Below are 25,250 nucleotides of genomic sequence, written 5' to 3'. Positions count from 1 at the left end.
ACCATGGCATTCACCCCGCTGCCGGGCACGAAGGCGCCGGTACGGGTCTGGACCGACCCGTACGGCATCGAGCCGCAGGCCGCGCAGCAGTTGCGCAACATCGGCGCGCTGCCCTGGGTGCAGGGCGTCGCCGTGATGCCGGACGTGCACTTCGGCAAGGGCGCCACCGTCGGCTCGGTGATCGCGATGCGGCAGGCCGTCTCGCCGGCCGCCGTCGGGGTGGACATCGGCTGCGGGATGAGCGCGGTCCGCACCTCGCTCACCGCCGCCGACCTGCCCGACGACCTCGCGCCGCTGCGGTCGGCGATCGAGGCGGTCGTGCCGGTCGGCTTCGCCAAGCGGGACGACCCGGTCGACCCGCGTCGGGTGCGGGGCCTGGAGCAGCGCGGCTGGGACGACTTCTGGGCCCGGTTCGCCACCCTGGACCGCCGGGTGGCGCAGCTGGAGAGCCGGGCCCGGCACCAGCTCGGCACCCTCGGTGGGGGCAACCACTTCATCGAGGTCTGCGTCGAGCAGGACGGCCCGGACGCCGGGCAGGTCTGGCTGATGCTGCACTCCGGTTCCCGCAACATCGGTAAGGAGCTGGCCGAGCGGCACATCGGGGTGGCCCGCGCCCTGCTGCACAACGCCGACCTGCCCGACCGGGACCTGGCGGTGTTCCTCGCCGGCACCCCGGAGATGGACGCCTACCGGCGGGACCTGTGGTGGGCGCAGGAGTACGCGCGGCGCAACCGGGCGGTCATGCTGGCCCTGCTCTGCGGCGTGGTGCGGGACGCCTTCCCGCAGGTCAGCTACGGGGAGCCGATCTCCTGCCACCACAACTACGTGGCGGAGGAGCACTACGACGGGGTGGACGTGCTGGTGACCCGCAAGGGGGCGATCCGGGCCGGTCGGGGGGACCTGGGCATCATCCCGGGGTCGATGGGCACCGGGTCGTACATCGTGCGGGGCCGGGGGAACCCGGACGCGTACTGCTCGGCGTCGCACGGGGCCGGCCGGCGGATGTCGCGGGCGCAGGCGAAGCGGACGTACGACACCGCCGACCTGGTGCGGCAGACCGCCGGGGTGGAGTGCCGCAAGGACGCCGGGGTGGTCGACGAGATCCCCGGCGCGTACAAGGACATCACCGCGGTGATGGCCCAGCAGGACGACCTGGTCGAGGTGGTGGCCCACCTCAAGCAGGTGGTGTGTGTGAAGGGTTAGACCGGCCGACGCCCCCGGGCGTCGGCCGTGAGCCCCGGTGGCGCAGCGGACAGCGCGCCGGTCTACGAAACCGGAGAGCCCAGGTTCGAATCCTGGTCGGGGCACGGGCCACCGGGGTGGTCGGGCCGGGTGCGCTTCACGAGGCGTACTCGGTCGAGATCTCGGTGGCGTAGGTCTTCCACAGCGGTGCCATGGTCTCGGCGTTGACCGGCCGCCCGGAATCGATCATGGCCTTGAAGTCGCGGAAGTACTGCACGTACAGGTCCGGGGTGAACGTGTTCAGCATGACCGCGTTCCCCTCGCCGACGTTGGCGAACGTGTGCGGCGCTCCGGTCGGCACGATGACCCAGGTGCCCGGCCCGGCGTCGTACTGGTCCTCGCCGACGGTGAACCGGAACGTTCCCGCCAGCACGTAGAAGCCCTCGTCGTGCTGGGCGTGGCGGTGCTGCAACGGGCTCGGGGTGCCCGGCGGGATGGTGACCTCGGCGAATCCCAGCCGGTGCTCGGTGTGCTCGCCGTTCTCCAGGATCCGGATCTGCTGCGCCCCGCTGCCGAGGATCTCGCCCTCACCGGGGCGGACGATGTTCACCTTCGCCACGACTTCCTCCCATCGCTACTGCCGACCTTGGTGACCACCATCCTGTTCCTGGCCGGCGGTGCGCGTCTTGGTGGTCCGTGCACGGTTGTTGGCGATCAGCGCGCGGGCGTTGTAGCCGTACGTCGTCGTGAAGAGCTTGCTGAAATGGGCGGGGTCGGAGAATCCCCACCGGGCGGCCACGGCGGTGACCGTACGTCCGCCTGCGGCCAGCTCGGCCCGGCAGCGCTCCAGGCGGCGACGGCGGATCAGGGCCGCGACGGTGAGTGGCTGGTCCTCGAAGAGCTTGTGCAGCCGTCGTACGGAGATGTGGTGGGCGGCGGCGATGCCGGGCGGGGACAGGCCGGGATCGGCCAGCCGGGCCTCGATGTAGCCGGCGATCCGGTTCCGCAGCCGCTCGTCCGGGGCCGGTTGCTCGTCGCCCAGCGCGGCCTCCAGTGCGACCGCGATCAGCTCGACGACGGCCGCCGCCGACCGTATTGCCGCCGCCTCGCGCAGCCCGGTCGCCGACCGCGCCGACTCCCGGGCCAGCACCGACACGAGAGCACCCGGACCGTGACTGCCGTCGATGCGTACGCCGACGAGCCGGTCGATCTGCGCGGGCCGCATCCGCAGCTCCCGGCGTGGAACCAGGATGGTGACGTGCGCCGAGGCGGTGCTCTCGAACCGGAGAGCGCGCGTCGGATCGAGCAGCACCAGGTCGGCCGGCCCGAGTTCGGCGGTGCCCCGCCCCTGCTCGATCCGCGTCCGACCCCGGGTCATCACCTTGACCGCCAGGTTCCCGCCGTCGGAGGCGTCGCGTTCCCGCCCGACACACGCGCTCGCGGGCGTGTCGAGGCAGACCAGCCGCAGCGGCCCGAGGTCGCGGGTGGCTACCCGGCCCTGGAAGCCGGCCCCGGCCAGCCTGTTGACCAGCGGCGGAAACCCGCAGGCGACCAGCTCGTCCCGGAACGTCTCTCGATTGCCGACCACCGGTCAACGGTAACGGTGACCCGTGCGCCCGGACGCCCACACCACAGTGCCCGCACCGTGGGGTAACAGCGGGGCGACAACCGCCGGTGGGTGGTCGACCTTCGCGGTGCCCTGCTGTCAATCCAGCAGGCTGGAGTTCGTGGGGGAGCACCTGCACCACCACGTGTCGGCAGCAGGCGGGATGGGCCAATGTGGATCTGGTCAGCATGATCAGGGCGGCCGGTTCCGGGGACGTCGTGGCGTCCACGGGCAGAGCGGGTCCCTCGCTCTACCCGTCCGGCTGGCCGCCTGCTGCCGCAACGACAGCAGGCAATCGGGTACGTGTCCTGAACGGAGACCATTGTGCGTAAGCCATCGGCACTGCGGCGGGTGGCCCTCGCGGCCATGCTGTCCCTGACCCTCCTCGGCGGTGCCCTCGCCGTTCCCCAGCCGGCCTCGGCGATCATCGGGGGGTCGGCCGCCGGTCACCTGCGTGGACAGGTGCAGATCTTCGTCGACGTCAAGTACAGGTGTACCGGGACGCTGATCGCCCCCAACTGGGTGCTCACGGCGCGGCACTGTTTCGACAACTTCGGCGGCAACGTCAACAACGGCTTTGTCGTCGCGGGCGATCGCGAGTTGTTCCTGGGTAACATCATGCGGATCGCCGGGATCTACAAAAACCCCCAGTACGACGCGATGCTGCTCAACCTCTGGAACAACGTCCCGAACGCCAACCAGCTCATCGTGGGGTACGGGCTGGGCCTTGTCCCGAGAAACTTCAACGTCGCGATCAGCGGTTGGGGTACCACGACTCGCGGCGGGACCACCCCTGCCGACGAGCTGCGGATCTGCTCGATGACGGTGCGGAACAACTCCATGCACCACCCCTATGTGGGTGCCGGCAACTCTGCCTATGAGCTGGGCAACATCGGAACCGGGGTGATCGGTGCAGGAGATTCCGGAGCGGGCCTCTACTACGACGGTCGGATCTTCGGCATCGTCATCGCCGGTGACGAGGTGAACCTGGCGTGGGCGCTACAGATCAATTACATCTACGACTGGATCATGGATGTGAGCGGCATCGACCAGGCCAGCGTGTGGTGAGGTGAGCGGGCCGCCGGGCCGTCCACCTGGGGTCGTGACCCCGGACGGTCGCGGCCCGGCACGCCCGCCCGGGGCGGGCCCGGCTCCGTGGCCCGCCCCGGTCAGGGGCGGGCCAGCCCGATGGTGGCGGCGAGGCGGGCGACGTCTGCCGGGGTGGGGCCCGCGCGGAGCACGGCGGTCAGGGCGGCGCGGGCGGCGGGGCGGGTGCGGGTCTCACCGGGGGCGGTGCGGTCGGCGGTGAGCAGGGCCCGCCCGGCGGCGTCGGGGTCGCCCAGGTCGAGGTGGCTGCGGGTGATGTCGATGAGGTGGGCGGCGCGGTGTTCGGCGGGGAGCTGTCGCCAGCCGTCGTGTCCGGTGGCCCGGCGGTGCAGGGCCACGGCCCGGTGGTGGTCGCCGAGGTGGGTGGCGACCAGGGCACGGGCAAGGTCGACGCTGGTCGGGCCGAACGTGATGCCGTCCGGGTCGGGCGGCTCGTCGGCGGTGGCGAGCGGGGCGGCACGTTCGGTCAGGTCGTGGGCGGTGGCGGCGTCGCCATAGCTGGCGGCGGCGAGGGCGGCCTCGACCAGCAGCGCCCCGGTCAGGGCCAGCGCCGGCGGGTCGCCCTGCGCCGCCGCCGGGCCGAGCTGGCGTACGGCGGTGAGCGCGGCGGTCCTGGCCAGCCGGCCCCGCCGCAGCGCCCGGAGCACCTGCGCCAGGGTCACCGCCGCGCGACCGATCCGCACCTGGTCACCACGGGTGGCGGTGATCATGGCCCGGTCGGCGGCCAGCCAGGCCAGGTGGGCGTCCCCGAGCTTGATCAGCGTCTGGGCGGTGAGCCGGTGCACTCGCACCAGCAGGTCGAGGACGGGCGGGTCCACCGGGCCGGTGTGGCCGGCGTGCCGGCTGTCGGCGAGCAGGTCGGGCAGCATCCGCAGCACCTGGGGGTGCTGTCCGTTGCGGTACGCCGCCCAGGCGTACCCGGCCTGGTCGTCGAGCTGCCGCAGCAGCGGTCCGAGCGAGCTGGACGCCGGGGTGTCGTGCCGGGCCAGCGCCGCCCTGACCCGTTCCACTCCGGCTCCGACGTCGGTGGCCGGTGCCGGCGGGTTCCGCCCGGCGAGCAGGAGTTGCGGTGCGACGCCGAGCGCGCCGGCCACGGTGTCGATGACGGAGAGCCGATCAAGGGTACGCACCCCGCGTTCGACCTTGTCGACCCAGCTCTTCGACTTGCCGATCCGGTCGGCGAAGACCTGCTGGCTCATGCCCCGCCGCGCCCGTAGCTCGGCCATCCGGCGGCCGATCGCCGGCTCGTTTCCGGTGCGCTGCCGGCCGGGGCCGGTCACCGGTCGTGCCCCGGCACCGGCATGGTGTAGGTGGACCCGCCGCAGCGGGGACACCACCGGGACTTGACCCGGAACGCGAGCAGCCCGAGCAGGAAGCCCGGCACCAACCCCCCGAACAGGACCGACAGGACCTGGGAAATCATCTGCGCTCTCGCCTTCTGCCACGTCGGTCGGGAGGCGGGGTGACCATTGCGCCTGTCACTCGCTGTCCCCTAGGGTCTACTCGCAGTTAACGGTGATGCCGGGGTGCCCGGAAGCCGCGCCGGGCAGCGTTGGTGTTGAACGCGTGGAACGCAGTGCAACGGGGAAGGCCACCGATGGCAGTACGCCGACGCAACGAAAGACTGCTGGCCCTCGTTCGCGAGTGCCGGTGGTCGTACGACGCCTGCGCCGCAGCGGTACGTGCCGTCGCGCTGGAGAACGGTGGCGCCCTCCCGTCCTGTGACCGTTCCCATGTGGGGCACTGGGTCGCCGGAGTGAAGCCCACCGAGACGACCTCCCGCTATCTGGCCGAAGCGTTCTCCCGCCGGTTGGGCCGGGTCGTCGGTCCGGCCGATCTCGGGCTTGTTGTCGGCGATAGCCTGGACCCTGATCTGACCGGCCTGGATTGGTGGAGGCACGACCCGGCCACTGATCTCCTGACGCTCGGGAGAGCTGACGTGGAACGACGGGCGTTCGGATTCACTGCCCTGTACTCACTGGCTGCGCTTGCCGTTCCGCTGGACTCCTGGGAGGACATCGCGGATCGGGGTCGACGGGCGCGGGGCGGGGGCGCGGCGGTGGGTCGCCGCGAGATCGACGCCGTGCGCGACATGCTCGCGGTGTTCAGCAGGGCCGACGAGCGGTTCGGCGGCGGGCATGCGCGGCTCGCCGTGGTCCAGTACCTCACCTCCGACGTGGCCGGCTACCTCCAGGGCACCTTCGCGTCCGACCAGGATCGTCGGGCCATGTTCAGCGCCGCCGCCGAGTTGACCTATCTCGCGGGCTGGAAGGCGTTCGATTCGTCCCTGCACGGGGTGGCCCAGCGGTACTACCTCCAGTCGCTGCGGCTGGCCAACGAGGCGGACGATCGGGCGTTGGCCGGTTTCACGCTGCGGGCGATGGCGCATCAGGCTGTCGACCTGGGACACGGTGCGGAGGCGTTGCGACTCGCCACCTCGGCCCTCGCCTGGTCGAGGGGAAGGGCGACCCCGGCGGCGACCGCGCTGTTCACCGTTCTCACCGCCCGGGGGCACGCCGCGACGGGCGACCGGGCCAAGACGTCGGCGGCGCTTCGGGCCGCCGAGGTCCACCTCGCGAAGGCGGCCCCGGGCGACGAGCCGACCTGGATTCAGACCAGCGGTTTCACCACGACCTCGCTGGCGAGTCAGGCAGGCCAGGCGCTTCGCGACCTGGGTGACCTTCCCGCTGCGGAAACCGAGCTGCGCCGCTCGGTCGCCACCCGCGATACCGACGCGTACCGGCGGATCCACACCCTGACGTTGGCCAACCTCGCCGACGTCCAATGTGTCCGCGGACGGCTCCGTGAGGCGACCGAGAGTTGGAACGACGCTCTTGATTCGATGGTCGGCGTCCGGTCCGGCCGGGCCACCGTGGCCGTGAAGAACATACGTACCCGGCTCAGCAGCTTCGGCCCACGCCTGCCTGCGTTCGCGAAGCAACTCGACCAGCGGGCCGCAGCTCTCCTCGTCGCCCCTTGATGCCGCCCCGCTCGGCCATCCGCTCGCGCGGGCCTGCCGGCTGGTCGCCCACTCCACCTGCCAGCACGGGTGCGGGGACAACCGCGCCCATCGCACCCGGCACCCGACGCACGAGCCGTCGAGCCCGTGAGGGTGAACCGGGAGGACCATCTGCTCCGCACTGCTGGTCACCGCTCACCGTCCCCGGGCCGGTGGCCGTGCTCGATCGGAAGCCGGTGCCGGGCATGGCAGGGCAGGTCGGCTCCACACCGGCAGATGCGCCGCCATCGCCGAAGTCCGATACTCATCGTCATGTTGCCGACCCTCCGTCGTCACGACGCGGAGGACATCTGTTGATGTGCCTCGTCCCGCGTCCGGCTTCAGTGAGGTTCAGCGTTATGCCCAGCTTGCCGCCGATCCAGAGGGTGAGCGTCCGCTAACCGGGTGTTCTGTCCGCTGGCGGCTACCGCCTGGGTGCGTATTCCAGGCACGCGTCACGCAATGTTGCCGCCTCTGGTGCTCCCGACTGCTCTACCTTGACCAACAACTCCGCAGCCCGCCACCAGTTCGACGGCACCACCCGTCCCGACGTCACCGCCTGCGCGCCCAGCGCAGCCGCCTCGTCCGGCTGGCCGGCGGCGACCAGGGCGAGACCGAGGTCGAGGCGGGCCGACGCCGACCGGCGGGGCCGTGCTCCTCCGTCGCCGTGCGGGTCCAACTCGGTCAGCACCGTCCGCGCCACCTGCTCGGCACCGGGGTCACCCGCCCACGCCAACGTCGTGGCCGTGTAGGCGGCGGCCTTGGCGGGGTCGTAGCGATAGTGGTGCTCGGCCCGCTCAGGAACGGGCAGATTCGCCGTCAGTCGTTCCACCCGGTCCAACGCTCGCCGGGTCGCGCCGACATCGCCGATCCGTGCCCACGCGCGGGCCTCCTGAGCAGTCGCCTGAATGCGGGCGGAACTCCCCTTCGGAGCGATCCGCTGCGCTTGACGGGAGAGATCGAGTGCCGCCCGGTAGTCGCCTTGGATCAACACGTCCCAGGCTCGGGTTTCGAGGCACCATGCCCGGATCTCGGCATGTTCGGCATGTTCGGCAAGATCACGAGCGGCTCGTAGGTGGGCGACCGCAGCAGTCCGTTGCCTCAGGTCGATGTGCACTGTCGCCCGCAGCACCGTCAGCCAGCCACCGGCCACCAACAACCGCCGCTGCTGCGCAAGCGTCACCCGTCCGTCCAGCAGCCGCCCCACGTACGAGAGCTGCCGCCGCACCAACGGCAACAGATCCGCCGGGGTCATCGTCGGATACGAGCTGGCCAGATCGTCAACGCCCTGCTCGATCCGATCGAGCACGTCCCTGCTGACATCGCTGGCGGCGATCCTTGCCCGCAGCTCGCCGGCCTCGGCGGCGTGGTCGATGGGCTCATCCACCAACCGCGCAAGCACGCCCCCCGCGTCGAGGACCCGGTCCAGGTGGCGGGCTGTGTCGATCGTCGGAGCCTTGAGCCCCGCCTCCAACTCGTGCAGATGACTCTTGCTCCGATGAGCAAGCTGTCCCAGGGAGCGAAGCGACAAACCTCGCCGCTGCCGGAACTCACGCAGAGTTGCGCCAAATCGCGGATCGACGGACGAGGCCATAGTGCCGCTCCAAGATCACGAGGCCAGGCAGCCTTAACCGGCTGCCACCTCGTCGGACGGTACCCCGACACATCGTGCGCCGAAGCCCCGTGCTCGAAGGGTCCTGAGGAATCCAACCGGGGAGGGAGTGAGTCTCGCCACTGACCGGATCGTTATACCCGTAGCGTCCGAATGGCGCAGCTCGCCGTGCCCCAGAGGAGGTCCGACCATGCAATATCGTCTGCCTGTGCTGCTCGTTGCGCCGCTGCTTGCCGTGCTCGCCGCCTGCGGCACCGTCACCGCGCAGGCCGCGCCGCAGCCGATACCCTCGTCGCCCGCACCGGAGCAGTCGTACTGGCCAGGTCAGGAGGCGCTGATGGACGCCAGCAATCGGGTGGATGAGGTTGCCCCAGACCGGTGGCCAGCCGCGTACGCCGGCGTGGCCCTGGACTTGCCGGGCGGGCGCATGCTGGTCTACCGCGTGCCGACCGCCGGTATGGACGCGGCGGTACGCGCCTTGGTGCCGGCGGTGCTGGTCGACTTCGTCGATGCCACGTACTCGGCGGCGAAGCTTGAGGAATGGGCCGCCAAAGTTCGGGACGACCAGGCGTTCTGGCAGCACCGTGGGGTGACGGTGCACGGTGTCGGCACCGATTTCGGCAGGTGTGTGACGGTGGGCCTGGCCGACCCCCAGCGTGACGGCGGGAAGGTGGTTGCCCGCTACCCCAAGGCGGCGTTGTGCGTGGAGCAGGGGTATGCCTCAGACCCGCTTACGGCGAACTGAGCCGCCGCCTGCCCACCACCCGTCGCCGACCTGGCTCACCCCGCCCCCCGGTGTAGCCGCCAGGCGTCAGCTGCCGGACGTGGTTTCGCAGCACACGCGTTCGTCGGCGGCTGCGGGCGGGGTCGGTGCGGAGGTGCCGTACTGGTCGGAGTCGCCCTTGACCACGTACACCTCCCAGCGCTCGTCGCCGGGTCCGCGAACCCAGACCTTGTCCTGCACGGCGTAGCAGCAGGAGGTGTCGTTTTCGGTCAGGGTGATCAGCCCGGCCTCGGTGAGCCGGTCGGTGGCGGCGGTGACCTGCGCGCCGTCGAACACCTCGACGCCGAGGTGGTCGATCGCGGTGGCCTGGTCCGGGGTTCCTTCGAGCAGGACCAGCTTCAGCGGGGGCTCGGCGATGGCGAAGTTGGCGTAGCCGGGCCGCCGCTTGGCCGGCTCGGTGCCGAACAGCTTCGAGTAGAACGCGATCGACCCTTCCAGGTCGGAGACGCGCAGGGCGAGCTGGACGCGGGACATCCCACACCTCCTGTTGTTTAGATGGCTGTCTAGGCAGAGAATTGCACTCTGGTTCGATGCTTGTCAAACTAGACGGGTGTCGAGACAAGAACTGCCGGTCCTCGCCGACCCGTCGGCCTGCTGCGCGCCGATGGTCACCGAGGCCCTGACGGAGGACGCCGCCGCCGCTCTGGCGCGCGGCTTCAAGGCCCTCGGTGATCCGGTACGCCTGCGGCTGCTGTCCCTGATCGCCGCACGGGCCGGCGGCGAGGTGTGCGTGTGTGAGCTGACCGACGCGTTCACCCTGACCGGCCCGACGATCTCCCACCACCTGAAGGTGCTGCGCGAGGCCGGGCTGATCGACTGCCAGCGCCGGGGCACGTGGGTCTACTACTGGGTCGTCCCGGCCCGCCTCGCCGTCCTGTCCCAGCTCCTGGACGTCTCGGCCGCCGCCGCGTCGACCGGGCCGACCCGGTGACGCCCGACCCGCCGCACGCCGTGCTGCGGCGGGCGTCGGCGGAACTGGTCGGCACCGGGCTGCTCGTCACCGCCGTGGTCGGCTCCGGGATCGCCGCCACCCGACTGTCGCCGGGCGATGTGGGGCTGCAACTGCTGGAGAACAGCATCGCCACCGCGTTCGCCCTCGGCGCGTTGATCCTCATCTTCGGTCCGGTGTCCGGTGCCCACCTCAACCCCGCCGTGTCGCTCACCGACTGGTGGCAGGCCCGCCGTACGGGAGCCGGTCTGTCGACCCGTGATCTCGGCGCGTACGTCGTGGCTCAGGTGTTCGGTGCGGTCGGCGGCACGGTGCTGGCACACCTGATGTTCGGGCTGCCCGCCGTCACGATCTCCACCCGTCAGCGGGACGGGGGCGGACTGTGGTTGGCCGAGGTCGTCGCGACCGCCGGGCTCCTGCTGCTGATCGCCGCCCTCACCCGGGCCCGCCGGACCGCGTTCGCGCCGGCGGCGGTCGGGGCGTGGATCGGCGGCGCATACTGGTTCACCGCCTCCACCTCGTTCGCCAACCCGGCCGTCACGATCGGCCGCATGTTCACCGACACCTTCGCCGGCATCGCCCCCACCTCGGCGGCCGGGTTCGTCGCCGCGCAGCTCGCCGCCGTCGGGGTCGCGGTCGCCGCGATCACCTGGTGGTATCCGACCGTCCGACAGCGGGACGGGGCAGCGGTCGAGCTGACGCCGGCGCAGCCGGAGAGGGCCGTCTCATGACCGGCGTCCGGTCGCCCCGCCCCGATCTCGTGCCGATGACCGACGAGCACGCCCCGGCGGTGCTCGACATCTACCGGCACGGGATCGCCACCGGCGACGCCACCTTCGAGACCGAACCACCCACCTGGGCCCGGTTCACCGCCACCCGCCTGCCCGGACACCGCTGGGTCGCGGTCGACCACGCGGCGGCCGACCGCGTGCTCGGCTGGGTCGCGTGTACCCCGGTGTCCGACAGGTGCGTGTACGCCGGGGTCGTGGAGCACTCCGTCTACGTCCACCCCGACGCCCGGGGTCGGGGCGTCGGCCGGCTCCTGCTGCACCGGCTGATCGACTCCACCGAGCAGGCCGGCATCTGGACCATCCAGTCCGGGGTCTTCCCCGAGAACACCGCCAGCCTCGCCCTGCACCACGCCTGCGGCTTCCGCACCATCGGCGTGCGCGAACGCCTCGGCCGCCACCACGACCGGTGGCGCGACGTCGTCCTCATCGAACGCCGCAGCCCCACCATCACCTAGCCCCACCATCACCTGACCCGCAGCACCGAAAGAGGTCCACCCATGAGCACCCCGACCCGGCACACCACGCCATCGGTGCTGTTCGTCTGCGTCCACAACGCCGGCCGCTCCCAGATGGCCGCCGGCTGGCTGCGCCACCTCGCCGGGAACACCGTCGAGGTCCGCTCCGCCGGCTCCGCACCCGCCGACCACGTCAACCCCGTCGCGGTCGAAGCCATGCGCGAGGTCGGCATCGACATCACCGCCGAACGGCCGAAGATCCTCGACCGGGACACCGCCGAGGCCAGCGACGTGATCATCACGATGGGCTGCGGCGACACCTGTCCCGTCTTCCCCGGCAGACGCTACGAGGACTGGAAACTCACCGACCCGGCCGGCCAGCCGCTGTCCGTCGTGCGGGAGGTCCGCGACGAGATCCGCCAGCACGTCGCCCGGCTCCTCGACGGCCTGACCTGAGTGTTCAACCTGATCGACCTCGTCCACCGGCCCTAAATGGTTTGCCGGTGGTCGGCGGGCGTTGGGATGCTGCGGCCGACCGGGAGCGGGGAGGGGCCAGCATGCCGTCGGAGTCCGAGCCGGAAGTCCGTACCGTGGCCGGTGTCCTGCGTGGCTGCCGGGAGGCGGGCCGGGCGGTGTTCCGGGGCATCCCGTACGCCGAGCCGCCCGTCGGTGCCCTCCGGTTCGCCGCGCCGCAGCCGGTGAGCGGCTGGGACGGCGTACGTCAGGCGCTCGCCTTCGGTCCGCCGCCCCCGCAGCCCGGCGCATTCGGGACCGCCCCGCAAGCCACCGGCGACGACTGGCTGACGCTGAACGTCTGGACGCCGGAGCCGGACCCGGCGGCGGGGTTACCGGTCCTGGTGTGGATTCCCGGTGGCGGCTACCTCGTCGGCTGTTCGGGGCTCCCGGAGTACGACGGCGGGCACCTCGCCGGCGGCGGAACCGTGGTGGTGACGCTCAACTACCGTCTCGGCTTCGAGGGTTTCGGGCTGCTCGACGGGGCCCCGGCCAACCGGGGGCTGCTCGACCAGGTGGCTGCCCTGGAGTGGGTGCGGGACAACATCCGCGCCTTCGGCGGCGACCCCGACCGGGTGACGGTCTTCGGGCAGTCGGCCGGCGGCGGCTCGGTCGCCGCGCTGCTGGCCGTGCCGCGCGCCGCCGGGCTGTTCCGGCGGGCGGTCGCGCAGAGCGTCCCGGGGACGTTCCTCTCGCCCGGGCTGGCCGCCGACGTCACCGCCGCCTGCGCCGCCGAGCTGGGGGTACGACCGACCCTGGCCGACCTGTCGAGGGTCGCTGCGGACCGGCTGCCGGCCGTGGTGCAGGCGATCTCCGCCGGGATCGTCGGGTGGCGGGAACGGTGGGGACAGATCACCCACCGGCCGATCCCGTTCGCGCCGGTCGTCGACGGCGACGTGCTGCCGGCGACCCCGTGGCGGGCGCTGGCCGACGGTGCCGCCCGCGACGTCGACCTGCTCGTCGGGCACACCCGCGACGAGCACCGGCTGTTCAGCCTGCTCGACGGCGTGCTCGGCCAGGTCACGCCCGAGCAGAGCGGGACGGCGCTGAGGATGCTGGCCCCGGGCCCGGACGGTGCCCGCCGCTACCGGGAGGCGTTCCCCGACGCCACCGACGAGCAGCTGTACGAGCTGGTCAACGCCGACTGGCTGTTCCGGATGCCGAGCCTGCACCTGGCCGAGGCGCAGCTCGCCGGTGGCGGCCGGGCGCACCTCTACGAGCTGACCTGGCCGGCGCCGGGCCTGGGCGGTGGCCTCGGTGCCTGTCACGGTCTGGACGTGCCGCTGGTCTTCGGCAACCTGACCAGCGGTCAACCCGCCATGCTGATCGGTGATCCGCCCACCCCGGCGGCGCACGAGCTGTCCGGGCAGCTGCGCGGGGCGTGGACGGCGTTCGCCGCGACCGGCGACCCCGGGTGGCCGGCGTACGACGCGGGTCGCGGCACGCGCGTCTTCGACGAGCGGCCGGCGGTCGTCGCGTACCCGGAGGAGACCTCACGGTTGCTGTGGCGGGAACACACCTTCGCCGCGCTCCCGCTGCTGACCTGACCGTGGCCCGGCGGCGGCACCACCGGTGGCGGTGCGGGCGAACCGGTCGGCCAGCAGCGCGAACGCGTCGGTGAGCGGCGGCGGGCCGACGACGGTGACCGCGGCGTCGTACCGGGCGACGGCGGCGGCGAGGCTCACCCAGGACCACGACCCGAGGGTGAGCCGGCACCGGTCGGGGGCGACCTCCTCCACGAGGCCGTCGCGGGTGTACCGGGCCACGGTCGCCGCGGGCAGGTCGAGGAGCACGGTGCCCCGGCACGGCCAGTCCGCCGATCCGCCGCCCGACCCCCGGAACACCCCGGTGAGGTACGTGGCGACGTCCCCGCCGGGCAGGGCTCTCGGGGTGAAGCGCGGCCCGTGGGGCGGGCGCAGGGTGATCCGGTCGACGCGGAAGGTCCGCCAGTCGGCCCGGTCGAGGTCCCAGGCGACGAGGTACCACCTGCCGTCCCAGATGACGACGTGGTGCGGTTCGGCGTGCCGGGCCGGCCCGTCGGCGCTGTCGGGCCCGTAGTCGAAGCGCAGGATCTCGCGGGCCTGCACGGCGGCGCTGAGCGCCAGCAGCACCCCGCCGTCGACCGGCGCAGCCGGTGCGGTGGCGGGCCGGGCGACGGCGGTCACGCGCAGCGCCCCGACCCGCTGCCGCAGCCGGGTGGGCAGCACCTGCCGTACGGTCTGCAGCGCCCGTGCGGCGGCGTCCGCCAGCGCACCGTCCGCGCCGGTCGCCGCGACCTGGAGCGCGACGGTGAGGGCGACGGCCTGGTCGTCGTCGAACAGCAGGGGTGGCAGTTCGGTGCCGGCGTCGAGCCGGTAACCCCCGTCGGGGCCCTTGACGGCGGCGACCGGGTAGCCGAGTTCCCGCAGCCGGTCGACGTCGCGGCGCACGGTCCGCAGGCTGATGCCGAGGCGTTCGGCCAGCACCCCGCCGGGCCAGTCCCGACGGCTCTGCAACAGCGACAGCAGGGCGAGCAGTCGGGCGGACGTGGTCGGCATGGCTCTCATTCTGCCCGTGGTAGGTGCCACATCCTGGCCTCTACGATCGCGAATCGACGCCGGTCCGACCGCGACCCGGTCCGGGTCGGCGCGGTCGCCGACCCGGACCGCAGGGGTCATTCGGTACGCAGCCCGTCGGCGCGGGTGAGCCGCCACAGCAGCGGCATGCTCAGCCCGCTGATCGCCAGGACGGTCAGCGCGCCGAGCCCGACCGAGAAGCCGACCACCGGCCAGGCGACCGTGACGGGGGCCTGCACCATCCGCAGCAGGGCCGCGCCGAGGCCGAGCCCGAAGCCGACCGCCAGCACCAGCCCCACCCCGACCGGCAGGGCGGTCTGCCACAGCACGGACCAGCCGAGGGTGCTGCGTCGGGTGCCCACCGCCACCAGCATGGCCAGCAGGCGGCGGCGTTCCCGTAGCTGCTCCAGCGTGCCGACCAGCATGCTGGTGGCGATCAGCAGCAGGGTGACGACCGCGCCGATGGCCAGGCCGCGCTGGATGTCGGCGAACCGGGGCGACACGATGGTCGAGGACAGCACCGACACCGGCGTGGTCAGGTCGATCGCGGCGACGGCGTTACGGACGTGTTCGACCGCGTCGGGGGCGGCCGGGTCGAGCTGGAGGTAGACGGTCGAGCGCAGCGGACCGAGGGTCCGCGAGTCGACCGCACCGGGGGTCACCAGCACCGCGTTCTGCAGCCAGCCGGCCGGGTCGGGTCGGGCTGTCGCGGGCCGCGCCGTCGTGGGCACCCGCCACCGTGACCCGTCCTCGACGGTCAGCGTCGTGCCGGCGGGGACGACCGCCGGGTCACCCGGATCGGACACCAGGAACGTGTCCCCGTCCACGCACCGGTCGAGGTTGGCGAACTCGGCCAGCGCGGCGCAGTCGCCGACCCGGATCTCCACCGGTGGGCCGTCCGGCGCGCCGACGTTGGCCCCGGAGCTGAGGGTGCCGGTCGCGGCGGTCACCCCGTCGGCCCCGCCGAGCTGCCGCAGCACCCGGGTCAGGTCCGGCTGGTTCTGGAACTGCACCTGCACCTGCGCCCGGGAGGTGTCCTGCCCGCTGGCGGTGGTGAAGTCACCGGAGATCCCGGCGAAGAGCATCTGCAGGCCGATGGTGCCGGCGACGGCGACGGCGATGCCGTTGACCAGCCGGGCGGAGGTGGCGCTGTCGAGCTGCACCCGACGGACCGCCAGCTGCCAGGACACCGGGCCGCCGCGCAGTCGTCGGACCAGCAGGTCGGTCAGCCAGGGCAGCACGGTGACCGTGCCGATCAGCAGCAGCACCGCGCCGGCCGGCACCACCCAGCGGGTGACCCCGCCGTCGCCCTCGCGCAGACCGGCCACGGGCAGGAGCATGGCCAGGCCGACGGCGGGCAGCAGCAGCCGCCACCAGAGCCGGCGGCGGACCGGGGTGCTGCGCCGGGCGACCCCGAGCGGCTCCACCACGACCGCGCGCAACGCCAGCATCGCCACCAGCACGGCCAGTGCCGGCACGGCCAGCACGACGGCCAGCAGCAGCGCGGTGGGCGGCTGGATGTCGGCGGCGTACACGCTGATGTCGTAGAGGGTGACCAGCGGGACCAGTTGGCGACCGGCGAGCAGGAACCCGATGCCGACGACGACCCCGAGCAGGGCACCGGCGGCGGCCTCTCCGGCGGCGATCCGCCGGACCATGGTGGTGTCCGCGCCGACCAGGCGCAGTGCGGCGAGCCGCCGGTCGCGTCGCTCACCGCCGTAGCGCACGGCGGAGCCGAGGAACACCGCGATGGGCAGCAGCAGCACCACGAAGATGATCGCCACCAGCAGCATCAGCACCGGGCCGAGCCCCTCGCCGGGCAGCCCGCCGCCGAAGCTGTCCAGCCGGGTCGCCCCGGACGTGTCGGACAACCGGTCGTCACCCTGGTAGTAGGCCAGTTCGTTGGGGCCGGCGAGGCCCTCGTCGGCGATGGTCCCGGTGACCTTCGCGCCGCCCAGCCGGGGGGCGAACAGCGAGCCGTCGGGGGAGTCGAGCAGTCGGCGCAGGGCGGGGGAGACGACCACCTCACCGGGGGCGGGCAGGGCGGTCAGCCCCGGCGGGACGGGCGCGGCCGGACCCTCCGGCCGCAGCAGCCGGCCCCGCACCGGCCGGCCCCGGAACTCGGTGTCCAGCGCGTGGACCAGCAGGGTGCCGGGCCCGGCCGCGATCTGTTCGCCGAACCGCAGGTCGTCGCGGGCGTCGCCGCGCGCCTGCCGGGCGTCGAGCGCACCGGGCACGGCGGTGGCCAGCAGCAGCATGGCCACCCCGATGCCGACGCCGACGGCGGTGAGCAGCGCCCTGGTCCAGCCCTCCCGGCCGCCGGTGACGGCCATCCGGGCGCCCATCGCCAGGTCCGCGAGCGCGCCCCGGCCGGTCACGCCGCGACCTCCAGGTTCCGGGTCCGTCCGTCGCGCACCACGACCTCCCGGTCGGAGTACGCGGCCACCCGTGCCTCGTGGGTGACCAGGACCACCGCCGCCCCGGTGTCCCGGGCGGCCTCGGTGAGCAGCCGCATGACCCGTTCGCCGTTGAGCGAGTCCAGCGCGCCGGTCGGTTCGTCGGCGAAGATCACCCGGGGGCGGGTGACCAGCGCGCGGGCGACGGCGACGCGTTGCCCCTGGCCGCCGGAGACCTCGCCGGGGCGCTTGCCGGCCACCTCGGTGACCTCCAGCCGTTCCAGCCACTGCCCGGCCCGCTGCTCGGCCTCGCGGCGGGGGACGCGGGCCAGCCGCAGCGGCAGGGCGACGTTCTCCAGGCAGGTCAGCTCGGGCACCAGCTGGCCGAACTGGAAGACGAACCCGAAGGCCTCCCGGCGCAGGGCGCTGCGCTGGGCGTCGCTCATCGTCACCAGGTCCCGGCCGTCGAAGACGACCCGGCCCCGGTCGGGGCGGACGATCCCGGCCAGGCAGTGCAGCAGGGTGGACTTGCCGGAGCCGGACGAGCCGAGCACCGCCACCACCTCGCCCTCGTCGATGCGCAGCCCGGCGTCGACAAGTGCCACGGTCTCGCCGAAGCTGCGGTGCAGGCCCTCGGCGACCAGCAGCGGGGCGCTCATGCGCGCACCCGCGCGGCCAGCTCGTCGAGCCGGGCGGTGGTCAGTTCCAGCCAGCGCAAATCGGCCTCCAGGTGGAAGAGCGCGTGGTCGCAGATCAACTGTTCGGCGAAATCGCCGCCGCGCTTGCGCCGGGTCAGCTCCCGCATCAGGCGCAGGTGCTCGGCGCGCTGCACGTCGAGAAGTTCGGCCGCCTCGCGGCCGGTGAGCAGGGCGAGCACGACCTTGGTGTAGAGCACGCTCTGCAGGTAGGGCTCGGGCTGTTCCGGGCGGGCCAGCCACTGCGCCACGTCGGCGACGCCCGCCTCGGTGATGGCGTACCGCTTGCGGTCGGGGCCCTCACCGGGCTCGACCGCCTCCACCTCGACCAGGCCGCCGCGCAGCAGCCGGGACAGGGTCGCGTAGACCTGGCCGTAGGCGACCGGGCGGGAGTGGCCGAAGTGTTCGTCGTAGCGCCGTTTGATGTCGTAGCCGTGCCGGGGGGTCGCCTCCAGCAGGCCGAGGAAGGTCTGGCCGATGGACATGCGGCCGACTATACACACCGCGTATACGCTCGTTGTCTACACCCCGCGCCGACCCCGTCCCGACCGGTGTCCGGCGTCGTCACCCCCGGCGTCCGCGAATGTGACACCGTCCGACGCATTGACCCGCAGATTGATACATGTCAGTGTTTGCTTCCCCGGCGTTTCCGCCGCGATCCCACCCCCGGATCGCGGGTCTCCCGTCCACCCCCGGTCGCCTCCGACAGACGGGACGGTGACGCCTGGGCGGATGCCCCGCCGACCCCCATGAGGAGCTCGCATGAAGCGCAGAACCCTGGCGATCGCCGCCGTCACCGCGGTGACGCTCGCCCTGGCCGCGCCACCGGCCGCGGCCACCCCGACCGCCCGGCCGGCCACCGCCGCGCCGGCCGTCGCCGCGCTCGCCGCGCCGGACGTCCAGGTCGCCAACGTCCAGGCGCACCTGGCCCAGTTCCAGAGCATCGCCACCAGCAACGGCGGCAACCGCAGGGCCGGCTCGGCCGGCTACACCGCCTCGGTCGCGTACGTGAAGTCCAAGCTCCAGGCCGCCGGCTACACGGTCACCGAGCAGACCTGCACCACCTGCACCTACCGGGGCAACAACGTGATCGCCGAGTGGCCGCAGGGCCCCGCCGACGACGTGGTCATGTTCGGCGCGCACCTCGACGGCGTCGCCGCCGGACCGGGCATCAACGACAACGGCTCCGGCTCGTCGGTGCTGCTGGAGAACGCCCTGGTGCTGGCCCAGCAGAGCCCGACCATGACCAAGCGGGTCCGGTTCGCCTGGTGGAACGGCGAGGAGCAGGGCCTGCAGGGCTCCAAGTTCTACGTCAACTCCCTGACCACCGCCCAGAAGGGCTACATCAAGGGGTACTACAACTTCGACATGGTCGCCTCGACCAACGGCGGCTACTTCATCAACCGGGTCACCTCCACCACCGCCGCGCCGCTCAAGGCGTACTGGGACTCCCTCGGGCTGTCGCCGGAGGAGAACACCGAGGGCCAGGGCCGCTCCGACGACTACTCGTTCCAGCAGGCCGGCATCCCCACCTCGGGCTATGCGATGGGGGCCAGCGCCCGCAAGACCAGCTCCCAGGCCAGCAAGTGGGGCGGCACCGCCAACGCCGCGTACGACCCGTGCTACCACTCGTCCTGCGACACCACCAGCAACATCAACGCCACCGGGCTCAACCGCAGCGCCGACGGCGTCGCGTACGCCATCTGGGACCTCGCGGTCGGCGGCGGCACCCCGACCAACGACTTCTCGGTCGCGGTCAGCCCGACCTCGGGTGGCGTCGCCCGGGGCGGCTCCACCACCGCCACGGTCAGCACCGCCACCACCAGCGGCAGCGCCCAGACCGTCGCGCTGTCGGCCTCCGGCGCGCCCAGCGGCGTGAGCGTCGCGTTCAGCCCGTCGTCGGTCACCTCCGGCGGCTCGGCCACCATGACGGTCAGCGCGTCGTCGAGCGCCAGCCTCGGCACCTTCACGCTGACCGTGACCGGCACCGGCTCGGCCACCCGGACGGCCAGCTACACCCTGACCGTCACCGGCGGCACCGGGAGCTGCACCGGCGGGCAGGTCGTCGGCAACGGCGGCTTCGAGTCCGGCACCAGCCCGTGGACGGCCACCACCGGCGTCATCACCAACTCGTCCAGCCAGCCGGCCCGCACCGGCTCCTACAAGGCGTGGCTCAACGGCAACGGCAGCACCAGCACCGACACGCTGTCCCAGTCGGTGACCGTGCCGGCCGGCTGCTCCTCCTACACCCTCGCCTTCTACCTGCACATCGACACCGCCGAGCGGACCACCACCGTCGCGTACGACAAGCTGGTGGTCCAGGTCGGCAGCACCACGCTGGCGACGTACTCGAACCTCAACAAGGCCAGCGGCTACACGCTGCGCTCGTTCGACGTGGGCGCGTATGCCGGGCAGACGGTGACCCTCAAGTTCACCGGCACCGAGGACTCCTCGTTGCAGACCAGCTTCGTCATCGACGACGTGACGTTGCAGGCGAGCTGACCGACCCGGGTGGGGCGGCCCGTCCGCCCCACCCGGACCGTCATGACGGTAAATGTCGTACCCGGGGCGGACCATGGGGACATGGCTGCCCCCGCGCTGTCCCACCACAGTGGTCAACCGCGATCCGTGCCGCTGCGCGAGCTGCGTACCCGGCTGACCCAGCTGATCGCGATGGCCGAGCTGACCGACACGGTCACCCTGGTCACCCGCGACGGCGACCCCCGGCCGGTCGCCGCGATCGTGCCGGCCCCCGCCGCCCGCAGCGCCGCCCAGGCCCGCGCCGACGGTGAACGCCTCGCCACGGTGACGGCGGGTTGGGCCCGCCGGCTGGAGGAGTCGCACCGGCAGGGTGCCCTGCGGCACGCCGCCGAGCTGCGGGCCGTGACCGACGCCCTCGCCGAGGTCTGGGCCGCACTCGACCGGCACGTCCCGCCCGGCACCGATCCGGCCGTGGACCGCCTCCGCGCCGCCCACGCCGACCTACACCGCGACTGACCTCCGGCCCGACCTGCCTCCGGCCTGGCCTGCCTCCGGCCTGGCCTGCCTCCGGCCTGGCCTGCTTGCGGCCTGGCCTGCCTCCGGTCTTGCCTGCCTCCGGTCTTGCCTGCTTGCGGCCCGACGCCCGGGTCGGTCCCCACTCGCGCCATGCCGGCACGCCCGCCGCCAGACGCGTCGCGCCCCACCCCCACCGCGCCCTGCCCACCCCCGCCGCGCCTTGGCCGCACCCCACCCTGCCCCGGTCCACCTCGCCCCGGTGATCAAGAAGTTTGCGTCAATTGATCAAGAGGTTTGCGTCAACTTCGATCTTCACGTTGACGCAAACCTCTTGATCACCCGGAACAGGGAGCGGGGCCGGGAGCAGGGAGCGGGGTCGGGAGCAGGGAGCGGGGCTGGGGGACGGGGCCGGGGACGGGGCCGGGGACGGGGCCGGGGACGGTCAGCTGACCGGTGCGGGGGTTCGTGCCGGGCGATCGGGGGTGTCTGGTCGGTGTAGTGTGCGCCACGGGCCGCCGAGCAGCGGGGTGAGCACCACCAGCAGGTAGCAGCCGCCCACGGTGAGCAGGACGGGCGTGGTGCCGAAGCCGTCGACGGCCACCCCGGCGGCGAGCGCGCCCAGCGGGATGCCGGCCCAGCAGCCGGCCCCGATGACCCCGAACACCCGGGCCCGCAGGTGGGCCGGCACCCGTTCCAGCTCCACCGCGCCGAGCAGCGGGTTGATCGCCCCGGCGGCGAAGCCGGACAGGGCGAAGACCGTGACGATCCAGGGCACCGGTGGCGCGGCGGCCAGCGCCCAGAAGGGTGGCGCACCGGCGACGGCGAAGGCGGTGACGAAGGTGGCCCGGCGGGGCAGCCGGTGCCCGACCGCGCTGAACAGCAGCGACCCGACCAGCGCGCCGCCGCCCATCGCGCCGACCAGCAGGCCGAACGCGGTGGCCCCGCCGAGTTCCCGGTCGGCCACCACCGGCAGCAGCACGTTGCTCTTGGTCGCGTCGAAGAAGTTGGTCACCAGCACCAGCAGCACCACCGCCCGCAGCAGCGGCTCCCGGGTCAGGAACCGCACCCCGGCGGCGAACTCCCGCCAGTAGCCGCCGCCGGTCGGGTCGGTCGGCGTGGCCGGGCGCAGCGACCGGGGCACCAGCAGCGCCACGACCAGCGCCGAGACCGCGAAGGTGGCGGCGTCCAGGGCCAGCACGGGGAGCGCGCCGAGGGTGGCGACGAGCAGGCCGGCCACCGGGGCGCCGATCAGCCGGGCGCCCCGCTCGCTGGCCTCGTACCAGCCGACGGCCCGTTCCAGGGGCACCCCGGCGGCCGCGGCAGCCTCCGGCAGCAGGGCGTTGCGGGCGGTCTGTCCGGGGGTGTCGAGCAGGCCGCTGGCGAACACCAGCCCGAGCAGCGCCCAGAACGGCAGGCCGACGGTGGCATCGAGCAGCGGCACGGCCGCCACCGTCAGCCCGGAGACCACGTCGGCCAGGACACTGGCCCGCCGGTAGCCGATCCGGTCCACCAGCACCCCGCCGAGCGCGCCGCCGAGCACCACCGGCACGGTGGCTGCCGCCCCGGTCAGGCCGGTCGCGGCGGGCGACCCGGTGGTGGCGAGCACGTAGAGCGGCAGCGCGATCAGGGTGAGCATGTTGCCGGTGAGCGAGACCGTGTGACCGACCAGCAGGCCGACCAGCGGGGTACGGCGACGCGGCGTCACCGCGGGTCCCGGAAGGCGTGGTACATCAACGTCACCGTCTCGGCCCCCGGCCGGGCGGGATCGCTGCGGGCCTGCCAGCGGGCGGCCAACGTCTCCAGGTCGGCGCGCAGCTCGATCAGCTCGTCGCTGGTCAGGTGCAGCCAGGAGTCGGCGCTGGCGGTGCCGCGCACCCACTGCGGGTCGAGGGTCGCCTCGACGTCGAGGTAGTGGCCGAGGCGTTCGGCGTACCGGTCGAGCACGGCGCGGCGCAGCAGGTCGGACGCGGTCCGGCGTTCCGGGTCGGCCAGCATCTCGACCGGCTCCCAGGACGTCCGGGCGTGTGTCGCCCGCCACCAGCGTTCCCGGCGGTCGCGGGCGTGCTCGGGGGCCTCCTCGACGAAGCCGTGCTCGGCCAGCTTGCCCAGGTGGTAGCTGACCGAGCCGACCGCCTCGTCGATGGCGTCGCTGAGCATGCCCACGGTGCGCGGGCCCCGCACCCGCAGCTCGCCGAGCAGTCGCAAGCGGGTCGGGTGGGCCAGCGCGCGCATCGCCCGGGGGTCCGACAGGTGCCGGTCGGGTTTCTCCGTCATGTGCCCACCCTAGAAGCACAAGACATGAAGTACAAGAAGTCTTGTGTATTGCGGTGGCGCGCCGTGGCGGCCACGCGCTGCGGCGCGCGGACGCGGCGGGGAGAATGCGACGGAGCGACGGCTGACGCGGACCCGGCCGGGACCAGGAACAGGGGCGGTGCCGATGACCGAGCCGACGGTGACCACCGCAACCCAGCCGGCGGTGACCACCGCAACCCAGCCGGCGGTGACCAACGCAACCGGGCCGGCGGCGTCCACCGGGCCGGCGGCGTCCACCGGGCCAGGGGCGTCCGACCAGGCCGGGGCCGGGGGCGGGCCGTGACGTCCGGTCTGGCGCTGACCTTCGCCCTCGGCGCGGCGTTCGGCTACGGCGTCGGCTCGGTCCTGCAGGCCGTCGGGGCGCGACGCGGGGCCAGCACCCTGCGCGCCCTCGGCCACCCGCTCTACCTCGCCGGCCTGGCCTGCGACACACTGGCCTGGCTGGCCTCCCTGGTCGCCCTCCAGAAACTGCCCGTGTACGCGGTCCAGTCGGTCACCGCCGGCTCGCTGGCCGTCACCGTGGTCGTCGCCCGGACCGTGCTCGGCGCGCGACTGCGCCGCCGGGACACCGGGGCGATCCTGCTCACCGTCGCCGCCCTCACCGTCATCTCGCTGGCCGCCGGCCCCGAACCGCCGGTCACCGCGTCCACGGCGCTGCGGGCCGGCCTGGCCGGCGCGGCGGTGCTGACCGCGATCGCCGGTCTCGCCGCCCTGCGGGTCGCCCGGCCGATCGTCGCCGCCACCCTCGCCGGTCTCGCCTGGGGCATCACCGCGCTGTGCGCGCGGGCGCTCACCCCGCCATCCGACCCGCTGGGCCACCCCGGCGCGGCGGCCTGGGCCCTGCTGCGGGAGCCGGTCACCTGGGGACTGGTCATCTCCGGGGTGGCCGGGACGATCCTCTACGCGCACGCGCTGCGCCACGGGCAGGTCGGGCCGGTCACCGCCGTGCTCTGGGCGGTCGAGATCGTCGTCCCCTCGGTCGCCGGGGTGCTGCTGCTCGGCGACGGCGTCCGCGCCGGCTGGTTGCCCTGGGCGGTCCTGGCCACCCTGACCACCGTGGCCGCCGCGATCGTGCTCGCCAGCGCCCCGGGCACCGCCGACACCGCCGCGCCGGACGACCACGCCCCCGGCTGAGCCGCAGGGCACCCGGCGGACGTCGAGCGGGGTCAGCCCGCCCGGCGACCCTCCCCGGCCGGTCGCCGACCCTTGAGCCGGCGGCCCAACTCCCTGGCGATCTCCCGGTTCGCGTCGCGTTCGGCGAGCACCTGACGCTTGTCATACGAGCGGCGGCCTCGGGCCAGCCCGACCTCGACCTTGGCCCAGCCGTTGCTGAAGTACATCGACAGCGGCACCAGGGTCACCCCCGGGTCACGCAGCTTCTCCAGGATGCGGGCGATCTCCACCCGGTGCAGCAGCAGCTTGCGGGTCCGCCGGGGCTGGTGGTTGGTCCAGGTGCCGAAGCCGTACTCCGCGATGTGCAGGCCGTACAGCATGATCTCGCCGTCGCGTTCCTGGGCGAACGCGTCGACCAGCGACACCCGCTTCTCGCGCAGCGACTTCACCTCGGTGCCGACCAGCACGATGCCCGCCTCGTACGCCTTCAGGACGGTGTAGTCGTGCCGGGCCTTCCTGTTGACGGCGACCAGCGTGCGCTCCGCGTCCCGTGCCACGACGACCACCTCCGTCCGGATCTGCCAGCGGCGTACACCCTACCGCCGGTGCCGACCCGGCATCCGCGTGGCAGGATCGCCGCATGTCGGAGTGGGCGGCGATCGTGCCGGAGGACCGGGACTGGACCGGCGTCATCGACGGCGGGTGCGCCGAGTGCGGTTTCGTGCCGCAGCGGGCCGAGACCACCGGGGGGCGGCTGCGGGCCACCGTCCCGGTCTGGCGGGAGGTGCTGTCCCGACCCGACGCGACCCGGCGGCCCGCGCCGACCGTCTGGTCGCCGGTGGAGTACGCCTGCCACGTGCGGGACACCTGCCGGATCTTCCGGGGTCGGTTGGCGCTGATGCTCGACGAGGACGACCCGGTCTTCCCCAACTGGGACCAGGACGCCACCGCCGTCGAGGACGACTACTTCCACCAGTCACCGGCCCGGGTGGCCGGGGAACTCGCCGAACAGGCCGAGTCGACCGCCGCCGCGTTCGACGCCGTCACGCCTGGGCAGTGGGCCCGGCCGGGCCGGCGCAGCAACGGTTCGGTGTTCACCGTGGGCCGCTTCGCCGTCTACTTCCTGCACGACGTGGTGCACCACGTGCACGACGTCACCCGCCCGGCGACCACCCGCTGACCCC

General features: G+C 73.1%; 26 protein-coding genes, 1 tRNA gene and 1 pseudogene. 15 read left to right on the top strand and 13 right to left on the bottom strand.

Going from position 1 to position 25,250, the window contains the following annotated elements; translation table 11 throughout:
* The first annotated feature begins 3 nt into the window (after window positions 1-3).
* Window positions 4-1,203 carry an RtcB family protein gene (locus tag ACN268_RS06690; protein WP_421482263.1) on the top strand — a complete coding sequence of 400 codons (1,200 nt, stop codon included), beginning with the start codon at window positions 4-6 and terminating at the stop codon, window positions 1,201-1,203.
* A gap of 31 nt (window positions 1,204-1,234) precedes the next feature.
* Window positions 1,235-1,307, top strand: a tRNA-Arg gene (locus ACN268_RS06685).
* A gap of 32 nt (window positions 1,308-1,339) precedes the next feature.
* Here ACN268_RS06685 and ACN268_RS06680 read toward each other — a convergent pair.
* Together ACN268_RS06680 and ACN268_RS06675 are read right to left on the bottom strand one after the other, a co-directional pair.
* Window positions 1,340-1,801 carry a cupin domain-containing protein gene (locus ACN268_RS06680; protein WP_421482261.1) on the bottom strand — a complete coding sequence of 154 codons (462 nt, stop codon included), beginning with the start codon at window positions 1,799-1,801 and terminating at the stop codon, window positions 1,340-1,342.
* Window positions 1,802-1,816: 15 nt separating this feature from the next.
* On the bottom strand, window positions 1,817-2,770 hold the full coding sequence (locus ACN268_RS06675; protein ID WP_421482260.1) for a helix-turn-helix domain-containing protein: 954 nt from the start codon (window positions 2,768-2,770) through the stop codon (window positions 1,817-1,819).
* A gap of 342 nt (window positions 2,771-3,112) precedes the next feature.
* On the opposite strand from ACN268_RS06675, the gene ACN268_RS06670 reads away from it, so the two are divergent.
* Window positions 3,113-3,856: a trypsin-like serine protease gene (locus ACN268_RS06670; protein WP_421482259.1), complete on the top strand. Its 744-nt coding sequence runs from the start codon at window positions 3,113-3,115 to the stop codon at window positions 3,854-3,856.
* A gap of 101 nt (window positions 3,857-3,957) precedes the next feature.
* Here ACN268_RS06670 and ACN268_RS06665 read toward each other — a convergent pair whose 3' ends face one another.
* Entirely contained in the window at window positions 3,958-5,175 is a 1,218-nt protein-coding gene (locus tag ACN268_RS06665) for a helix-turn-helix domain-containing protein (protein ID WP_421482258.1), read from the bottom strand.
* Complete coding sequence (locus ACN268_RS06660) at window positions 5,172-5,318, bottom strand: hypothetical protein (RefSeq protein WP_421482257.1); 147 nt, start codon at window positions 5,316-5,318, stop codon at window positions 5,172-5,174. The genes ACN268_RS06665 and ACN268_RS06660 overlap by 4 nt, the downstream gene beginning before the upstream one ends.
* Before the next feature lie 174 nt (window positions 5,319-5,492).
* On the opposite strand from ACN268_RS06660, the gene ACN268_RS06655 reads away from it, so the two are divergent.
* Window positions 5,493-6,875 carry a Tat pathway signal protein gene (locus ACN268_RS06655; protein WP_421487063.1) on the top strand — a complete coding sequence of 461 codons (1,383 nt, stop codon included), beginning with the start codon at window positions 5,493-5,495 and terminating at the stop codon, window positions 6,873-6,875.
* 442 nt (window positions 6,876-7,317) lie between these two features.
* On the opposite strand, the gene ACN268_RS06650 is transcribed toward ACN268_RS06655, so the two are convergent.
* Window positions 7,318-8,487 (bottom strand): helix-turn-helix domain-containing protein, encoded by a 1,170-nt coding sequence (locus tag ACN268_RS06650; RefSeq protein WP_421482256.1) that lies wholly within the window; start codon window positions 8,485-8,487, stop codon window positions 7,318-7,320.
* Between the two features lie 208 nt (window positions 8,488-8,695).
* On the opposite strand from ACN268_RS06650, the gene ACN268_RS06645 reads away from it, so the two are divergent.
* Complete coding sequence (locus tag ACN268_RS06645) at window positions 8,696-9,250, top strand: hypothetical protein (protein ID WP_421482255.1); 555 nt, start codon at window positions 8,696-8,698, stop codon at window positions 9,248-9,250.
* Between the two features lie 66 nt (window positions 9,251-9,316).
* Here ACN268_RS06645 and ACN268_RS06640 read toward each other — a convergent pair whose 3' ends face one another.
* A complete protein-coding gene (locus tag ACN268_RS06640; RefSeq protein ID WP_421482254.1) occupies window positions 9,317-9,763 on the bottom strand; it encodes an ArsI/CadI family heavy metal resistance metalloenzyme in 447 nt (148 codons plus the stop codon).
* A 76-nt stretch (window positions 9,764-9,839) separates the two neighbouring features.
* Here ACN268_RS06640 and ACN268_RS06635 point away from each other — a divergent pair, with 76 nt between their 5' ends.
* The 5 genes and pseudogenes from ACN268_RS06635 to ACN268_RS06615 all read left to right on the top strand — a co-directional run bounded on the left by ACN268_RS06635 (window position 9,840) and on the right by ACN268_RS06615 (window position 13,544).
* Window positions 9,840-10,220 (top strand): ArsR/SmtB family transcription factor, encoded by a 381-nt coding sequence (locus ACN268_RS06635; RefSeq protein WP_421482253.1) that lies wholly within the window; start codon window positions 9,840-9,842, stop codon window positions 10,218-10,220.
* Window positions 10,217-10,951, top strand: a pseudogene (locus ACN268_RS06630) (aquaporin); the annotation flags it as partial. The gene ACN268_RS06635 and the pseudogene ACN268_RS06630, both read left to right, overlap by 4 nt.
* 53 nt (window positions 10,952-11,004) lie before the next feature.
* Window positions 11,005-11,484, top strand: coding sequence for a GNAT family N-acetyltransferase (locus ACN268_RS06625; protein ID WP_421486825.1), 480 nt, complete (start codon window positions 11,005-11,007; stop codon window positions 11,482-11,484).
* 42 nt (window positions 11,485-11,526) lie between these two features.
* On the top strand, window positions 11,527-11,940 hold the full coding sequence (locus tag ACN268_RS06620; RefSeq protein ID WP_421482252.1) for an arsenate reductase ArsC: 414 nt from the start codon (window positions 11,527-11,529) through the stop codon (window positions 11,938-11,940).
* Window positions 11,941-12,041: 101 nt separating this feature from the next.
* Entirely contained in the window at window positions 12,042-13,544 is a 1,503-nt protein-coding gene (locus tag ACN268_RS06615) for a carboxylesterase/lipase family protein (RefSeq protein WP_421482251.1), read from the top strand.
* On the opposite strand, the gene ACN268_RS06610 is transcribed toward ACN268_RS06615, so the two are convergent.
* The 4 genes from ACN268_RS06610 to ACN268_RS06595 all read right to left on the bottom strand — a co-directional run bounded on the left by ACN268_RS06610 (window position 13,491) and on the right by ACN268_RS06595 (window position 18,128).
* Entirely contained in the window at window positions 13,491-14,534 is a 1,044-nt protein-coding gene (locus ACN268_RS06610; RefSeq protein ID WP_421482250.1) for a helix-turn-helix transcriptional regulator, read from the bottom strand. The two genes, ACN268_RS06615 and ACN268_RS06610, sit on opposite strands and share 54 nt — an antisense overlap.
* Before the next feature lie 116 nt (window positions 14,535-14,650).
* Window positions 14,651-16,930, bottom strand: coding sequence for an FtsX-like permease family protein (locus ACN268_RS06605; protein WP_421482249.1), 2,280 nt, complete (start codon window positions 16,928-16,930; stop codon window positions 14,651-14,653).
* Window positions 16,927-17,607: an ABC transporter ATP-binding protein gene (locus tag ACN268_RS06600; protein ID WP_421482248.1), complete on the bottom strand. Its 681-nt coding sequence runs from the start codon at window positions 17,605-17,607 to the stop codon at window positions 16,927-16,929. The genes ACN268_RS06605 and ACN268_RS06600 overlap by 4 nt, the downstream gene beginning before the upstream one ends.
* On the bottom strand, window positions 17,604-18,128 hold the full coding sequence (locus tag ACN268_RS06595; RefSeq protein ID WP_204928520.1) for a PadR family transcriptional regulator: 525 nt from the start codon (window positions 18,126-18,128) through the stop codon (window positions 17,604-17,606). The genes ACN268_RS06600 and ACN268_RS06595 overlap by 4 nt, the downstream gene beginning before the upstream one ends.
* A gap of 277 nt (window positions 18,129-18,405) precedes the next feature.
* On the opposite strand from ACN268_RS06595, the gene ACN268_RS06590 reads away from it, so the two are divergent.
* Window positions 18,406-20,145: a M28 family peptidase gene (locus tag ACN268_RS06590; RefSeq protein ID WP_421482247.1), complete on the top strand. Its 1,740-nt coding sequence runs from the start codon at window positions 18,406-18,408 to the stop codon at window positions 20,143-20,145.
* An 81-nt stretch (window positions 20,146-20,226) separates the two neighbouring features.
* Window positions 20,227-20,640 (top strand): type II toxin-antitoxin system Phd/YefM family antitoxin, encoded by a 414-nt coding sequence (locus ACN268_RS06585; protein WP_421482246.1) that lies wholly within the window; start codon window positions 20,227-20,229, stop codon window positions 20,638-20,640.
* A 442-nt stretch (window positions 20,641-21,082) separates the two neighbouring features.
* On the opposite strand, the gene ACN268_RS06580 is transcribed toward ACN268_RS06585, so the two are convergent.
* Together ACN268_RS06580 and ACN268_RS06575 are read right to left on the bottom strand one after the other, a co-directional pair.
* Window positions 21,083-22,345, bottom strand: a complete 1,263-nt coding sequence (locus tag ACN268_RS06580) for an MFS transporter (protein ID WP_421482245.1) — start codon at window positions 22,343-22,345, stop codon at window positions 21,083-21,085.
* On the bottom strand, window positions 22,342-22,914 hold the full coding sequence (locus ACN268_RS06575; protein ID WP_421482244.1) for a helix-turn-helix domain-containing protein: 573 nt from the start codon (window positions 22,912-22,914) through the stop codon (window positions 22,342-22,344). Before ACN268_RS06575 ends, ACN268_RS06580 begins: the two co-directional genes overlap by 4 nt.
* Window positions 22,915-23,077: 163 nt before the next feature.
* Here ACN268_RS06575 and ACN268_RS06570 point away from each other — a divergent pair, with 163 nt between their 5' ends.
* The gene (locus ACN268_RS06570; protein WP_421482243.1) at window positions 23,078-23,236 is read left to right on the top strand and encodes a hypothetical protein; all 159 of its coding nucleotides are present in this window, start codon (window positions 23,078-23,080) and stop codon (window positions 23,234-23,236) included.
* Window positions 23,233-24,087, top strand: a complete 855-nt coding sequence (locus ACN268_RS06565; protein ID WP_421482242.1) for a hypothetical protein — start codon at window positions 23,233-23,235, stop codon at window positions 24,085-24,087. Before ACN268_RS06570 ends, ACN268_RS06565 begins: the two co-directional genes overlap by 4 nt.
* Window positions 24,088-24,119: 32 nt before the next feature.
* On the opposite strand, the gene smpB is transcribed toward ACN268_RS06565, so the two are convergent.
* Window positions 24,120-24,623 carry an SsrA-binding protein SmpB gene (smpB, locus tag ACN268_RS06560; RefSeq protein WP_421482241.1) on the bottom strand — a complete coding sequence of 168 codons (504 nt, stop codon included), beginning with the start codon at window positions 24,621-24,623 and terminating at the stop codon, window positions 24,120-24,122.
* A gap of 83 nt (window positions 24,624-24,706) precedes the next feature.
* Between smpB and ACN268_RS06555 the strand changes: the two genes are divergently transcribed.
* Window positions 24,707-25,246: a DinB family protein gene (locus ACN268_RS06555; RefSeq protein ID WP_421482240.1), complete on the top strand. Its 540-nt coding sequence runs from the start codon at window positions 24,707-24,709 to the stop codon at window positions 25,244-25,246.
* Window positions 25,247-25,250: the final 4 nt, after the last annotated feature.

Source organism: Micromonospora sp. WMMD735, assembly GCF_049178995.1.
Taxonomy (GTDB): Bacteria; Actinomycetota; Actinomycetes; order Mycobacteriales; family Micromonosporaceae; genus Micromonospora; species Micromonospora wenchangensis.
The sequence above is the reverse complement of the archived record's forward strand: the minus strand, read 5'-3'. Positions and strand labels throughout refer to the sequence as shown.